Source organism: Palleniella intestinalis, assembly GCF_013166595.1.
Taxonomy (GTDB): Bacteria; Bacteroidota; Bacteroidia; order Bacteroidales; family Bacteroidaceae; genus Prevotella; species Prevotella intestinalis.
In genome coordinates this window covers 1-15,214 of record NZ_JABKKG010000014.1, presented here as the reverse complement: position 1 = coordinate 15,214, position 15,214 = coordinate 1, and the positions used below count along the sequence as shown (strand labels likewise).

General features: G+C 46.6%; 7 protein-coding genes and 1 rRNA gene. 1 reads left to right on the top strand and 7 read right to left on the bottom strand.

The annotated features are described in order from the left end of the window. On the top strand, nucleotides 1-1,065 hold the full coding sequence (locus tag HPS57_RS13870; protein WP_172184144.1) for an endonuclease/exonuclease/phosphatase family protein: 1,065 nt from the start codon (nucleotides 1-3) through the stop codon (nucleotides 1,063-1,065). A gap of 198 nt (nucleotides 1,066-1,263) precedes the next feature. Here HPS57_RS13870 and HPS57_RS13865 read toward each other — a convergent pair whose 3' ends face one another. From HPS57_RS13865 to rrf, 7 genes are all read right to left on the bottom strand, one after another. Beyond that, nucleotides 1,264-2,202, bottom strand: a complete 939-nt coding sequence (locus HPS57_RS13865; RefSeq protein ID WP_172184142.1) for an Rpn family recombination-promoting nuclease/putative transposase — start codon at nucleotides 2,200-2,202, stop codon at nucleotides 1,264-1,266. 617 nt (nucleotides 2,203-2,819) lie between these two features. Further along, nucleotides 2,820-4,073 carry an ATP-binding protein gene (locus HPS57_RS13860; protein ID WP_172184139.1) on the bottom strand — a complete coding sequence of 418 codons (1,254 nt, stop codon included), beginning with the start codon at nucleotides 4,071-4,073 and terminating at the stop codon, nucleotides 2,820-2,822. A 266-nt stretch (nucleotides 4,074-4,339) separates the two neighbouring features. Further along, nucleotides 4,340-9,739 (bottom strand): pectinesterase family protein, encoded by a 5,400-nt coding sequence (locus tag HPS57_RS13855; RefSeq protein WP_172184137.1) that lies wholly within the window; start codon nucleotides 9,737-9,739, stop codon nucleotides 4,340-4,342. Nucleotides 9,740-10,135: 396 nt separating this feature from the next. Then, on the bottom strand, nucleotides 10,136-10,348 hold the full coding sequence (locus tag HPS57_RS13850) for a hypothetical protein (RefSeq protein ID WP_135940897.1): 213 nt from the start codon (nucleotides 10,346-10,348) through the stop codon (nucleotides 10,136-10,138). 12 nt (nucleotides 10,349-10,360) lie between these two features. Next, a complete protein-coding gene (locus tag HPS57_RS13845; RefSeq protein WP_172184135.1) occupies nucleotides 10,361-14,080 on the bottom strand; it encodes a hypothetical protein in 3,720 nt (1,239 codons plus the stop codon). Between the two features lie 278 nt (nucleotides 14,081-14,358). Next, nucleotides 14,359-14,790 carry a Fur family transcriptional regulator gene (locus HPS57_RS13840; RefSeq protein ID WP_253946589.1) on the bottom strand — a complete coding sequence of 144 codons (432 nt, stop codon included), beginning with the start codon at nucleotides 14,788-14,790 and terminating at the stop codon, nucleotides 14,359-14,361. Between the two features lie 327 nt (nucleotides 14,791-15,117). After that, nucleotides 15,118-15,214, bottom strand: a 5S ribosomal RNA gene (gene rrf / locus HPS57_RS13835); the annotation flags it as partial.

The window sequence follows — 15,214 nt, the reverse complement described above, 5'->3', positions numbered from 1 at the left end:
ATGAAAAGATTATCTCTTCTCACTTATTTCCTTTTTCTTGCCCTTGCCGTGTGCTTTGCGCAGAAGAAGTATTCAATGTATGCCATCGGTTTCTACAACCAGGAAAACCTCTTCGATACTTGCCATGACGAGGGCAAGCGCGACTACGATTTCCTTCCGACAGGCTCATACAAGTGGAACGGACTGAAGTACACTCACAAGCTAAGGAACATGGCTCACGTGCTTGCGGAAATGGCTACCGACAAGCTGCCTTACGGTTGTGCCTTCATCGGACTGTCGGAGGTGGAGAATGCAAAGTGCCTTCAGGACCTTTGTGCTCAGGAACCGCTGAAGAAGCGTGACATGCAGTTTGTGCATTTCGAGGGTGTGGACAAGCGCGGTGTGGATGTTGCGGCGCTGTACAATCCTAAGATGTTCAAGATTGACAACGAGAAGACCTGCCTTGTCCCTTTCGAGCGTGAGGACACAACATTCTTTACCCGTGGCTTCCTTGTGGTGAGGGGCACAATAGCCGGTGACAAAGTATGCTGCATAGTGTGCCATCTGCCGTCCCGCCTGCGTGGCGATGACTTCTACCGTGTCAGCGGTGCGCAGCAGTTGGCCAAGATTAAGGACAGCATCCTTGCGCAAGAGCCGGAAACAAAGTTCTTCATCATGGGCGATATGAACGACGACCCGACAGACCGTTCCATGACAAAGGGCTTGCGCGGCAAGGAAAATGTTGCCGAAGTTGGTGACGGTGATTTGTACAATCCGTGGATAAGTGTGCTGAAGAGCGGCACCGGAACTCTCAGATACAATGGCGCATGGAATCTCTTCGACCAGATTCTTGTCACTCCGAACCTGCTTGTCAATGGCGGCGGCAAGGACTATCAGAAGGCTGTGATGAAGGATTGTGAGTCACTGAAATACTATAATCACCAGATTTTCCGTCGCGATTACCTCTTCCAGACAGAAGGAAAGTACAAGGGAAATCCTAAGCGCACGCATGCCGGAGGTCAGTGGCTTGACGGCTATTCCGACCACCTTCCGGTGATTGTTTATGTCGTGAAGGAGAAGAAATAAAGTTTGATTATGCGTCATAGCTTGTGGTTTCCATTACCTAAAGGTTATGACGCATTTTCGGTTTTTATTGAGTTCAAGTTAGAAAACTCACAACATTATTGTCATTTATAATAACAGACAGTGAAATTCCATAAGGGTTTCACTGTCTATTATTATTACAACTGCTTCAAGGTCAAGTAAGTTGCCAAGACATAATATCTACAGATTTAATAGTCTCTTGACTTCCTCTGCAGACAAACCTGTCGCAATAGACATGATGTCTATGCTTGTGCCGGCTTTCTGCATGCGTATGAGGGTGTCACGTTTTTCTTTCTCAGCACCTTTCAGTTCTCCTTCCGCCATACCTTTCTCCATTCCTTCCGCAATGCCTTTCTCCATTCCTTCCGCAATACCTTCTGCATGTCCTTTCGCATAACCATGCCTGTGGGCACTGTTGTAGTAAGTCTTCTCCGTGCGGATGATGTCCCAGAACTTGTCATAGCCAAGAAGTTGCGCCGGCGTGTAGGCAGACTCCTCAACTACGGTGAGCGCCTTGCGGATGTCGGGATTGTCAAGGAACTCCTGCGGAACATCGATGGTCTTCTCCTCAATCTCCGTCAGATACCTCAGCCACAGCACCTGCATCTTCTTCTCAGAGAATGTGTGAGGCTTGAACTTCGGAAGCTCCACGAAGACAAGATGCAGACCGTCAATCACTTTCTCAGAGTACAGTTCGTGGACCATGCGGTAGTAGTGGTAGTATTCCGGCACATCCTTCTCAAACACATCGTTCACAAGGTTGAGCGAGTAGACAGGCTCCAGCAGCTTGTAGTCATCTTTGCTGTCCATCTGCCTTACATACGCCTTGGCAGAGTTGAACAGCACACGCTGCGTGAACTCCCTTGACCAAATCATCTGCATCTCCACAAGGAACTGCCTGCCTTGGTTGTCACGGCAGCGCACATCGACAATACTGTTCTTGCGCAGTGGGTTGTCCGGCACGAGCTCTGTCGGGAGATATTCCACACTTTCAATCTCCTCCTCCTTGCTGTCGAACGGCAGAAGTGCGTTCAGCAGACTGATGACAAGGTCTGGGTGGTCACCGAACACTCTCTTGAATGTCAGGTCAGCCTTCGGGTCTAAATATTTTTTTAGCATAAGTTGTTCTTTTTGATTGTTTTGGCAAAGATACGTATAATTTCCATATTATCCAAATGCTGTATTGAAAATCTTTTGCCGGCATGCACAAAATCCGGACTTTATACGCACCGACACAGGCTGACACAACATTTGCATGAAGAAAACCAATTGCTCCCACAGCAGACAGAATTAGAAAACTCGTACCGTTTTTGCCCTCTATGGTTTACGAAAAAACAGCCAAAGATTAACAAACGGCGAAATATCGCAAGATTTTCACATTCCACTATGACACTGAAAATCAATTCATTACTATACACAAGACAACTGCGAACATGAAAATAACACTGTGATTCGTTACCTTTTTGTGCATTTTTGGTATTGAAACGCAGTGTTTTCCCTATTGTTTTGCCATGCCAAAAGTTACCTTTCACATAGTCAAAGGTAACCATCCGCCCAAAGAAAGGTCACCTTTGACAGCCTGAAACCTTATTTTCCGTTTCAGAAAGTCACTTTTTGCCGATTATGATAAACAGAACATTTGAAAACTCATGCATGATTTTTGCGGTCGGAAATGCCTGGAGGCAAGTAATATTCATGAACCAATCAACATTTCATTCCTACGCGAACGTCTGCTCCTAAAGCTCCAATGAATTTTCATTCAGCAGGAAATCGTAGATGCTCATTGTGGTAATGCCATACTCGTTTCTACTTATTACGATATCGTCTCCTGTCACAACTATCCGTTTGAAAAAATCCCCGGCTTTCCTGAGTGATGCTTCTTCTTGCTCAACTTTGTCAGGGGTAGGCAAAGAGTAAGCTGACTGGACATAATATCGTTTGCTTCCTTGGTTGCATACAAAATCTATTTCCAATTGCGTCCTTTGCTGTTTGCCTTCGGAATTGACGCTTCGCACAGGAACAACACCGACATCAACATTGAATCCCCTATATAGCAATTCATTGTATATAAGGTTTTCCATCAGATGGGTCCTCTCTATCTGGCGGAAATTCAAACGTGCATTGCGCAAGCCTAAATCAGCAAAATAGTATTTGAATGGCGTACCTATGTATTTCTTGCCTTTTATGTCATACCGGGTAGCCTTCTTTATTATGAATGCATCTTCAAGATATTCAAGATACTTTTTCACAGTCTCATAGCTGATGTCTGACTTTTTTACACTTTTGAATGTGGAAGCCAATTTGTTGGGATTGGTCAGGCAACTTATGTTTGAAGAGACCAAATCCATCAGTTCTTCCAAATCATCGTCGTTACGTATGGCATAACGCTCTTTGATGTCACGCAGATAAGTTTCATTGAACAGTGTCTTCAGAAACTGTGACTTCTGCTCTTCCGTCGGGAAATCGAACAATTGCGGCAATCCACCATATACCATATATTGGTCAAGACCTTTCTGAATGGTACCGTCAAAAGCTGACATGTATTCACTAAAAGCCAAGGGATACATTTTAATTTCATATCCTCTTCCGCGGAATTCTGTAATAATATCTTTTGACAGCAGTTTTGCATTGCTTCCGGTAACATATAAGTCCACATTGCCACGTCTCAGGAACTCATTAAGGATTTCTGCGAAATCAGGTACTAACTGTATCTCGTCCAACAGGAAATAGTACATTTCCGAATCTTTTACTTGCGAATCAAGAAAGCTGTACAACTCTTCCGGCTTTCTAAGTTTTCTGTTACTGAAACTGTCCAGACTGACTTTTATGATGTGTGACGCATCGACACCACGTTCCAAAAGGAAGTCAGTGAACAGAGTAAACAGCAGGTATGATTTCCCACACCTGCGTATTCCGGTTATGATTTTCACGAAGTCCGTGTGCATCATGGACTCTAACTGTGCCAGATATTTATGTCTTTGTATCTTCATCCTATCTGAAATTTGTGGCAACTATGCCACTTTTTTCAGATACAAAGGTAACTATTTATTTTTGAATTAAGCGCATTTCTATCTGAAAAAAGTGGCATAGTTGCCACAAATTTCAGATAGAAAGCGTTTTTTTCAATAAATTCAGGTAAAATCGGTAAGGTCTTCTGTAATCATAAAAACCAAAAAGAGCCGTATCAAACTCGGTTAAGAGTAATGATACAGCTCTTTTTGGTTTTCGTCCTTACGGACAGTTCATCAGAAAAACCTTATTTGCGGACAAACTTTCCACCTTTCTTTATAAGGATTCCTTTGGCGGATTCTGTCACACGCTGTCCTGCAGTGTTGTAAAGATTGCCATTGTCCTTGCGGTTGCGGCTGTCAGAGGATTCGAGGTTCTCTATATCCGTTGAAGCTCCGAGGACAACTTCCGTTGACATAGGCGACAGGATTCCATGCTCGTTCACAGACTGCACTGTGGCTTTATCGCCTTCGTTACCCACGAAAGTAGTGCCGGTGAGGAATGCCGAAGGCTTGCCGTTGACAGTCACGACATAGCAGATAGCGAAGTCGTCCGCATCCCATGTCAGGACATTTCCATTGACATTAACCTTTGGAGTCTCAGTCTTCTCGACAATGAACAGAGGATTCCACACACCGGTCTGTGCGTTGCTTGTCCTGTCTCCTGCCATAACGTTCTCGACAGTGTACTGTGCGATGTCGGAAGGTGACAGCCAGTTCTTTGACTCACCTGTGACCTTGTTGCCCGAACCGTCAGTGTACCAGTAGTCTTTGATAGAGGCATCGGAGTAGACCTTGTTACCATTCTCGTCCGCAAGGTCATCATGCAGTGCGTTGCCGTTCTTGTCCTTGATGTCGTAGATAGCCCACAGTGCAGGCAGACCACCCATTGTCTCTGACCAATAGCCGCTAATCGGAGTGAGTTCCATCGTTGTATGCAGGAACACAGTCTTCGGATATTCATGCCAAGGGCGTCCGAATGATATGGAGTAAGTGGACGGATCTGACGCATAGTGTGTCGTGATGGTCGTGTTGTTGAATACATATCCCCAGCGTGTCTCCTTCTCATGGTTCGGAGCCACTATCCATCCGCCTTTCTCACGGTTGATGTCAAGGATTGTGTTCTCGAACCATACATCACCGTTTCCATAGATAAAGTCCACAGAGCCCTCAATGGTTGAGTTGTTCCAGAACGCACGCTTGTAGGTGCCATTACTCTTGTATGTGTCCTGATAAGAGCGCGCTTTCACACCGTCGAACACGATTCTGTCAGCGTCAGTGTTCAGGCAGAGAGCCTGCGGACCAGCCTTGCGGTCCTTTGTCCAGTTCTCGTTGTCAACAGTTATGCCTGACATAAGGAAGCCGTCGCCACCACTCTGCACCTCAATCGTTGCACCGGCATTGACATGATACCACGGCTTCTGCCAGTTGTTCTTGTCTCCGCCGTCCTGACGGTCGGAAGCGATGATGACTTTCTCCACATCCTGACCGATGAGGTGCACATTAGGCTTGTTGACATGCACAAGGCGGCAGTCGTCGTACTTGACCTTTCCGTCCAGGCTCTTGCCGTTTCCGCCGATACGTTCTGTCTCGGTCATGGAAGCATCCGTCCAGCGTGTGCCATAGCTTGAGTTGAAATAAGGATTCGGATCGTCATAGTAACCCTCCTTAATATATATAAGGTATGGCTTTGCAGATGACGCAGGAGCATCGTTGATTGCATCCTGGATGTAGCGATACTGCTTAGGCATGGTCTCCGTTGCAGGAATACTCTCGCCATAACCGAGTGACAACGCCTTGTCAACAATGGCATCGAAGATTCTTGCCACCGGCTTTGTGCGCTCCATGACAGTGAATGCCAGTGTCACGGCGTCACCGTTGTTGCCGGACTTGTCCACCACATAGCCCGCAGGCATGGTGAATGTATAAGTCTTTCCGTATTCCAGACCGACATAATCGAAGGAAACGGAACGTGTGTTCCATGTCGGAGTGAGAGGCTTTCCGTTAAGTGAAGCCACACCGTTGACAAGGTTTCCTGCCTCGACACGCTCATTGTAAGAGACTGTTATCTTGCCGGAAGCAGAGATTCCGGTGGCATTGTCAGCAGGGATAGTGCTTGTTACGACAGGTGCCTCGGAGTCTTTCTCCACCTCGGCAGTGCCCATGATGTACACGTTGCCGACACCGGACTCTGAGTGGAGGTAGTACTCCAGACCGTCAAATGTTCCCTCAACATCGTATGTTCCGTATATGCCCTCACCGGTACCTGTGATGCGGATGTACACCATTTCCTTGCCCATGGCATCGGCAGGGATGCCGAACACGAAATCGGTAATCTTTCCTGCACCTGTCGTTTGGCATACGGCACCATCGATGTCCATGAAGTTTTTGCCGTCAAGAGAATACTGCGCCTTATAGTTCTTGTCGGCATTGTTCTTTGCACACATCTGTGAAACGAAGGTCGCAGCAGTGAATTTCGCTGTTGAGAAGCAGTACATCCAGGCGATGTCGGTGGTCTTGTAGCCGTTCTGGTAAAGTCCATTGAGTCCCGTTGTGACAACACCGATGCGGTTTCTCACCACAGGTGTGCCACCGTCCTTTGTATATACAGGAGAACCATCAGACATCTTCACCACCAGAGCCGTAGCGTTGCGCTCCGCGTCCCATGTGAGGTCGGCAGGGAAAGGATAGTTGGCTGTGGTAGGATAAGCATACGCCTGCACCTTGCTTGCATCAAAGACAGCGATGAAATCCTGCACTTCGTACTCGGCAGTGATGTTCATGTCACTGTTGACAGTTATCACACGAGGGTTCACAGTGCTGTTGTCCTCCCACTTAAGGAAGTTGAGAATCTTTGAGTTTTCTGCCGTCACGGTCACCTCCGTGCCTTCCTCGTATCTGCCGTTGTTGTCGTCCGGCGAGAGAGTGACGGAGCCGAGAGACAGTTCAGCGTCGTTCTTGACAAAAGTTTTCACGGTGTATACCGGAATTGTCTCGAAGACAGCGTTGAATGTCTTGTCACCGTCCATTGTGAAACTTATCTTCTCCTCTGTGGAATAGTCCTCACCGTTGAGAGTCCATTTTTGGAACTTATAGCCGAAATTCCTCTTTGCGGTCAGGGTGACCGTCTTGCCTTCCTTGATTTGGTCGCCACCCGGATTGGCTACGATTGTGCCGGCATCCGCAGGAGACACAGAGGTTGCGAGATTGTATTTAACAGACTGTGAGGCAGTTGTCAGTGTGCCTGTCACTGTCAGGTCTTTCAGTGCGTAGTATGTCGCGCCACTTCCCGAGTACCAAGGCATAAGGATGTACACATCGCCGCTGAGCTCTTTGAGAGCGTCTTCCGCAGTGACATCGACATTGTTGGTGCAGAGACCGTTCTCGACATTTGCCGCAAACTCGCCTCCGTCATAGAGGAAACTCTCGGAATTGAGGTCGGTCTTTACGACGAACTTGCTTGTCAACACGTTTTTCACGCCATAGACATCGGAGAAAAGTCCGGAGATGTTGAGGGAATAGTTCTCAGGAATGGAAACTTTCACGCCCCAATAGAATCCGTCGACATAGCTGTCCTTCACGCCCGTGCCCTTTGCCACGAAGTAGTTGCGCCAGCCGTCAGGGACGGTATATGTCGGAGTTGCCGAACCATGCTTCATGGTCTGGTTCTTTCCCGGGCTGTCCATTGTGGAGATGTTTGTCACGGTTATTGCCGGCGATGAGTTCTTCACGTTCTCCGTACCCTCGGCAAATGTCGTGCCGTTCATCTCGCGTGTCAGTCCGAACGCCACATCCTCCGCCTGAGGAGCAGAGAGGTCTGTAGCCACACCCTCTATGGTCATGTCCTTCAGGCAGAATGTCTTGCTTGAAGCGGCAGAGGAATAGTAAGGGTAAAGGCGAACATAGAGTGTCTCACCGTCAGCGATTGTCACCACAGGCACTGTCTCCACGTAGTACGCTTTGTTACTTGTCATACTTGTCTGCCACAGGAAATTCGTGGTGTTCTGTTCGTTTGTAGGGAAGTCAGGGCTTGTGCTGTAATACGCTTTGAACCTCATTCCGTTGCCGCCGGCTCCTCCTGCATAGAAGGAAATCTTGCTGATGGCAATCTGTATGTCGGCAGGTGCGGTCATGCCGAACTGTATATAGCGGCTTGTGTTCTCGTCCTCCTCGCCTGCGGGCCAGTTGTTTCCCTCGATACAGTTGCGCTGCACCCTCGGGTTCTGACCTTCATAAGCAGTGCCGCTCCAGTCGGCTTTCGCATTCATGGTGTTGTAATCCTTCGCGTACATATTACTATATGTCTCGGGAAGGGCGTTGCATGGTCCTGTCACGGTCACATCGGTGTTGGACGAAAGGTCATAGAACACTTTCACTGCCGTGCCGCCTTCGAGTGAGATGGCTTCCGCTTTAAGGTCTATTTCGCCGGAAAGTGACGGGCAGGCAGCCTTCAGTGTGCCGGAGATGGTGCCCTTGGATGCAACGTCGAGTTTGATGTAAAGTGTCTGAATGAGGGTGGAACCGGAATAATCGGCTGTCACACTTTCAGCATAGTTCTTGCCGTCCGTGGACACAAGGAAACCTCCCGTTGTGGTGAACGTGAAAGTTCCGGTCGGTTCGGCTATGGAGAAGGCGGAGACACTTATGGCTTTTGTGAGCGTCTGACCTACATACGCTTTGCCAAGGTCGCCGGTTGTCGGAGAGAAGGTTATTTCGGAAGTGAGGTTTGTGCCGTCGGCAAGGAGCTTCAACACAGCCTTTTTCTTCGCGTCGGTCTCGGAATTGTATTGGTCCTTGACAAGTTGTGCGAACTGTCGCGCTATGAGTGTCGCACCGAAGGGTGAAGGATGTGTGCCGTCGCCTGTCCATCCTTTGGAGGCGTCAGTCACGCAGAAGATGTTGTCGGTGCAGTATTTCTCACCGAAATTCTCGTACATTTCTTTTGTGGCAGACGTGAGGTCAACGAACGGAACATCATCATAAGAGTCCGCAACCTTCTTAGCCTGCAATGGATAGTTCATGGAACCGTCATCGGAAGCCATGCCGGTATAGTCCTTTGTGTACACCCCACCCTCGAGTCTGTCGAACTTCTGCCAGAGGTTGTGCTGTCCGGCGGCACTGATTTTCGTGCCGGAGAAATACTTTCGGCAGATGGCTCCCACGACAATCGGTGTCGCTCCAGCAGCCTTTGCCTCGTCGATGTACGCCTTGATGTAGTCAGGGAATGTTCTGGAAGGATGGGTTCCGCGATACTTGTTGGAATAGTCCCAGTCCGAAGGCTGTTGGTTCGGGTGGGTTTTGAAGAACTCGTTGAGCTCGTCACCGTCAGCTCCGCCGCACTTCTCGTCATTGTGTGCGAACTGGATGATGACGATGTCACCCTTGCCTACTTGCGGACGGATGGTGGGCCAGAAGGCAGTCTCTTTGTAGAACGACTTGCTTGACGCTCCAGACTTCGCCTTGTCGATGATTTCCACCTCATCGACATTGAAGAATTGCTGGAGCATCTGTGCCCATCCGCGCTTGTTTCCGTTCTCGTCCTGCAAGGCTGCGGTCGAGTCACCGAGTACCCATACCTTGCGTGCCGCCTCGGAAGGGAGGACGCAGAGCAGCAGTAGGGACATCAGTGGCAGAAGAAGTCTTTTCATGATGTTGTCAGTTGATTTAGTTAAACAATAAAAATTATGGTGTTTCAAATGTTATTCAAACAATGTTCCTGATGCAATTCGAATCGAGTACAGTCGCCTTGCACGGAATGCCAATGTGCAGCTAAGCTTTTGCAAAGTTACTGTTTTTGTGCGTATTGTAAGTGGAAAATATTTTCATTATGGTGAAAAAACGCGTCAAAAGTGCTTGTTGAGGACATAAACCAGAGATGAAGAACATCATTTTTGGCATTTCTTTATGCCAAAAACATGAAAAAAGCGTTGGATAAAAGACGGCAGAAACGCCAATCTTTCATCCAACGCTAAACAATATAATATTATCCATGCCTCTGGCATATTGCCAAGAGGACACGTCTAAAGAGTGTAACAGAATAACAACTACATATCGAAGCCGAAACCATCTTCCCATGGGAAACCGCCCTTGGAACATTCCGGCACTTCTTCATCACTGCCACCGGCTTCCAGACCACTGCCATGACCGCCCTCATTGTCGGGAGCAGCACCTGTGGTACCAATCTGCGAAATTGCGGTCTCCATGATTTCGTCCATTTCGATAATCTCTATCTCCGGCTTTGTATATACTTTTTTCATAACACTTGCAGTTTATTTTACAACAGTTTTCTGTCCGTTAACGATATATATTCCGGAAGGCAGGTTGTCAGCCGTCTCCGCAACCTTCTGTCCGTTGAGGTTGTATACCCCTCTCAATCCTAATGCCATGGCTGCCTCCGGGGCAAGCTCCGTGAAACGAATCTCTGTGGTTGTGTTGTCAAAGTTGTCGTCAACACCGGAGTAAACCATGGAAATAGACTTGGCAGGAGCACCGGTTCCCGTATGTTTGATGTAAGCACGGTAGCCTTTGCCATAGGAAGAGCCTTTTGACACATACAGCTTGCCATCGCCATCACTGAGGAATATGTCGCCCTCCTCATATTTCGCACTGTATAGCGATTTACCTGTCGCCAGTTCAGTGCCATCTTCATCATTTCCAGGATGGCAATAGCCTTCTATGCCACGTGTCTCATAGTCACCACAGACAATATTTTGCTGCTTGATGTCCGGATTAAGATGCTTCACCGGAACGGTGAACGCTTTAAGGACATTCTTTTCATCGGCATTGTCAAACTCAAGTATATCATGTACAGTGCCATTATTCTTGGTGAATTTTGCCTCCGTATCGACTCCTTCGAATGTCGGCTTTATCAGGTATGGATAGCCCGGGAGGACATTCTGAATCTCATGGTAGATGAAATGCAGTCTGACAGCATCTCCGCCACCTGTGATTTCTGTGCCATTGAGAAGAATAAGCTCTGTTCCTTTGCCGAAGATTTCCTCCACACGGTGCTGTGTGATGTTGAACGGCAAAGTGAGGGTGTTCCATTTGTCTTTCACGAAATCACGCTTGACGGTGATTGTCTTGAACTGTGGGACCTGAACATTATTCACATTTATATAACCAGAAAAATGTTCTTTTACCTTCTCAATATTTTCAACAACAAACTTTTTACGCTTCACGCCTGAAGGATAGTCTTCCCTATCTACTATAGGAACCAGCTTTATATGTTCCCATGTATCAGACAGTTCAAGTTCTGCTGTAGGCTGCAACTGTTTTTCATCCACCTCCTGACCTGTGCTTTCAGGATAAGCATCCGGAACGAAATTAGCCCCACAGAATCCCAGTTTGGAGAAGTTTGAGAAGAAATAGTAAGTCTCATGACCTGTCACATGGAATCTGTACTTCACAATGCCTTTCTGCACTGTCATGAAGGAACCAGTCGAAAGTTCTATGACGCTCTGCGCACCACGCACACCATTTTTCCAGTTGTTGTAGACAGCTGCACGCTCCTTGTCGTCAAAGTATGTGTAAAACTCTTCCCAATTGGCAATGTTCTTGCTGTTATTGTCAAACTCCCAACCAGGGGTTGCTGTCTTCATATCTTTATCTGAGAAAGATCTTACCTGCCCGGTTTCGCTGTCAAAGAACCCCTCGGGAAGCACTGGTTTGCATACATACTCATCTGTGACTGCCTGTTTCGTCGTAACACTATAGTGTGTAGAGAACTGTCTCAATGGCAATCCGCGCTGGTTCACCACTTGGAAGGCGTGTGGGCGGAACTCACCTGGCTTGATACCATCATTGTTCGTATTCCATGAGCCATTCTGCAAGATGTAAACCGTAAGGTAGCCATTCATCTGCGGCTCAAAAGTCATGTACGCACCACGCACAGGAAGGGTGAAAGGATAAGTTTCGATATTGCCAGAAGCGTCTTGGGTTGGTGATTTGAACCATCCGTTGCGCCATCCGTTGCGGCGCCACTCCAGTTTCATCGCCTCGTCCATGGCATCACTCTTTCCTGACACCGAAACCTCATAACCGTCAATAGATGCACAGTCAGACGCTTTTGTTCCTTGTCCCCAACCGTCTGTCTTGTCGCTTGGTTTGTCATTGCCTGCCCCATCTTTGCCTATAGGGGTGTACTTATGTTCATTACGCTTCCAGCCGCCGAAAGTGACTCTGACCAATGCCTGTTCTGTGCCGTTGACAGTACCGCGAATGTCATAGTCAGCATTCTCCGTACCATCAGGATTATTACGGTTCATTACTGGAGCCGGAGTTTCTGTTGTGATTTCTTTTGTATAGTATCCGTCTTTGATGATGAAATTATAGAAAGTCTCTGCAGGCTCATAGTAATCATCACCCTTAAACTCCGCATAAACCTTTGCACCTCCAAGACCTCCGTCAACAATGATTATATTTCCAAACTCGTCCACAGTGGCAACATTTGGCATATCGCTCACAAAGGTCAGTTTGCCCTGTATATTTTCGATTACATCTACTGTAGTTGGTTTGCCGTCATCACCAATCTTGTATGCATGAAGCGCAGGTTGCTCAAACGGATTTGTACCACCTGCATGTTTGTCCCAAATGTTTGTCCCTTCAGGATATGTATATTCCAGTTTCAGCTTGGTCTTAAGCAGCTTCGCTATTATTATATATGTGACAGTCTTCGTGCCATCAAGTGAAGTAGCCTTAAATTTGAAGCGGCGTTCGTCCTCTCCTACCGTTGGGGCGTATAGTTTATGGTAACCATTCACTTCCCATTCGTGTAATTTTCCGTCCACATCAGTCCACGGATTCACCACTTTGCAGCCCGGATATTTTTTGACATAAATCTGGAATTCGTTACCTGCCTCCGTTGCAGGTATCTCTATTGTCGCTTCGCTGTGTACATCTTCGGCTTCCCCTACCGCTTTGAAGGAGATAGGTTTGCCACCATACGAGAACTCTGCTTTTGCAACATCACCGGGATAGAACTCAAAGCCATAGAAGCCTAACTTTGAGCCTGTGACATACATATAATACTCTGCATTGGCTTCAACATTGAATTTGACAGTATCTGTATAATTCTGTGTAGCTTCAGGAGTTTCACCTTTGCCTATTCCACCGGTCCATGCATTATTGCTTTTATACTGCGCCTCTATTGGAGTCCCGTTTTTTGAGATATAGAGTGGACAGAGCTTGCCATCGTTCCGTCCCCAGTTCACTTTGACAGCCAATACTCCGGACTTCTTGGGAGTGAACTTGTAGAATGTTCCACCGGTAGGGATTTTGCTCTCCACATTATTGCCACCATTATCACTCGGTATGCTCTGACCATTTGTCATACCATTTTTCTTTGGCTGACTCCAGAAATGGTCATCGCTGAAAGTCATCTTTATGCCCGTGGCAATAATGGACATGCCATCACTGACAGGAATCCCGCTTGTGTCAAACGAGAAACGATTGTCGTCTTTTGTGATATCATTGCCTACAATGATATTTATATCCAAGCTGCCTTGCTCATAGTCACCATCTGCTGCTTGTGTCAATGTTATTTTACCACTTTGGCGTACAACTATAGAAGGCTCTGAGCCGTCCTCCGGATTGGTCAGAGTCGCGACAGGATTGCCGTCAATACCATTGCCTGCTATGCTGTATTTACCTGTGCTCGATGACTTGACAATCCACCTCAACGGCATTGGGAAATTTGCAGCCGGTGTCCATGTGTTATTATTACTATTATAGTTGCTTGCATCATTTAGTGCAAGATCAGACTTCTGTAATGTTGTTCCACCTGCATCCTCATCCGTTCCTTCCATAGAAGCAGCAGATGATTCGTTAGGTTGTGGAGATTCCGCAATCTCCGACTGTGGATTCTGGGCATAATGGTTGAATACAGCCTTTGCCCATCCTGTTGGGACATCGGCAAAGCCTAATGCCCAAGAGGCATTGAAACTGGTGACTGTCACCAATATCAGCATCGAAAGATGTTTCAGTTTCATGTATTTTGTTGGTTTATAGTATGTTCTATCTCTTTATGGCTTTGCCATACAGGCATAAAGTCATTGCAGCAAGTATATAATATTGCAAAATTACATATATATTGCATAAAAAAAGCAAAATGGGGGGGTAATTAACTATATAAAAACTATTTTAACTCATTTTACACGCTAAAATAGCAAATACTATTCAGTCCCTCATATTTGCATGACAATATGAGGGACTGAATAGTTACAATTAAAATAAAAGTAAAGATAGCGACATACTTGTCGTTCCTTCCCTATCGCTTGTTACAGCATTTTGGGCAGACTCCTTTCAGCATGTAGTTTATGGAATTGATTGCGAACCCGTCAGGCAGTTCAACTATTGGAGCACGTATCTTATCAAAGCAATAGACATGGTTGCAGGACTCACAATAAAAATGCACATGCAAATCATCTCCCGTACAATTGCCATGTCCTGTGCATATCTCATATTTCACAATCCCTCTGCCATCCTCAATAGTATGCACCACTCCATGTTTCAAAAGCAATGTCAGAACACGGAACACACTGGACTTTTCCAAAGAGAGCAACTTTATCTCCAAATCCGACAGACTTAAAGGACAGGTACTTTTGACCAAAGCACGCAACACCAATATTCTGTTGGAGGTAGGCTTTATACCTGCCTTTTCCAATATTTCTATAACGTCATCATTTCCCATATACTTCATTATATTATCACTGCCAACTCATATAAACATGCAGAAGAATAGTTTGAATTCTATAAAGTAGGTGCAAAGTTAATCAATTAAAGGCGGAAAGAAAAATAATACAACACAAATTATCAATAAAATACATAAAAATATCTTAGGGAAAGGCCTCTTGGCATAACATCAATTCATGTTTTAGCAGTTATCAACATTCTGTGTCATGGTTCACCATGATGTGCATTATATATCATGTTGCAACATTCTAAACAATGTAACCACAAAACCATATCCCCTAAACGCAGAATTCCCCCGCCGACCTTTCAGTCAGCGAGGGAACCTGTCTGTAAAAGAAGGCGGCCTCCTACTCTCCCGCATTGCAGTGCAGTACCATCGGCGCAGGCGGGCTTAACTTCTCTGTTCGGAATGGGAAGAGGTGGAACCCCGC

Coding starts and splice junctions, on each gene's coding strand:
- HPS57_RS13870 (WP_172184144.1), top strand. CDS start 1: ATGAAAAGATTATCTCTTCTCACTTATTTCCTTTTTCTTGCCCTTGCC.
- HPS57_RS13865 (WP_172184142.1), bottom strand. CDS start 2,202: ATGCTAAAAAAATATTTAGACCCGAAGGCTGACCTGACATTCAAGAGA.
- HPS57_RS13860 (WP_172184139.1), bottom strand. CDS start 4,073: ATGAAGATACAAAGACATAAATATCTGGCACAGTTAGAGTCCATGATG.
- HPS57_RS13855 (WP_172184137.1), bottom strand. CDS start 9,739: ATGAAAAGACTTCTTCTGCCACTGATGTCCCTACTGCTGCTCTGCGTC.
- HPS57_RS13850 (WP_135940897.1), bottom strand. CDS start 10,348: ATGAAAAAAGTATATACAAAGCCGGAGATAGAGATTATCGAAATGGAC.
- HPS57_RS13845 (WP_172184135.1), bottom strand. CDS start 14,080: ATGAAACTGAAACATCTTTCGATGCTGATATTGGTGACAGTCACCAGT.
- HPS57_RS13840 (WP_253946589.1), bottom strand. CDS start 14,790: ATGAAGTATATGGGAAATGATGACGTTATAGAAATATTGGAAAAGGCA.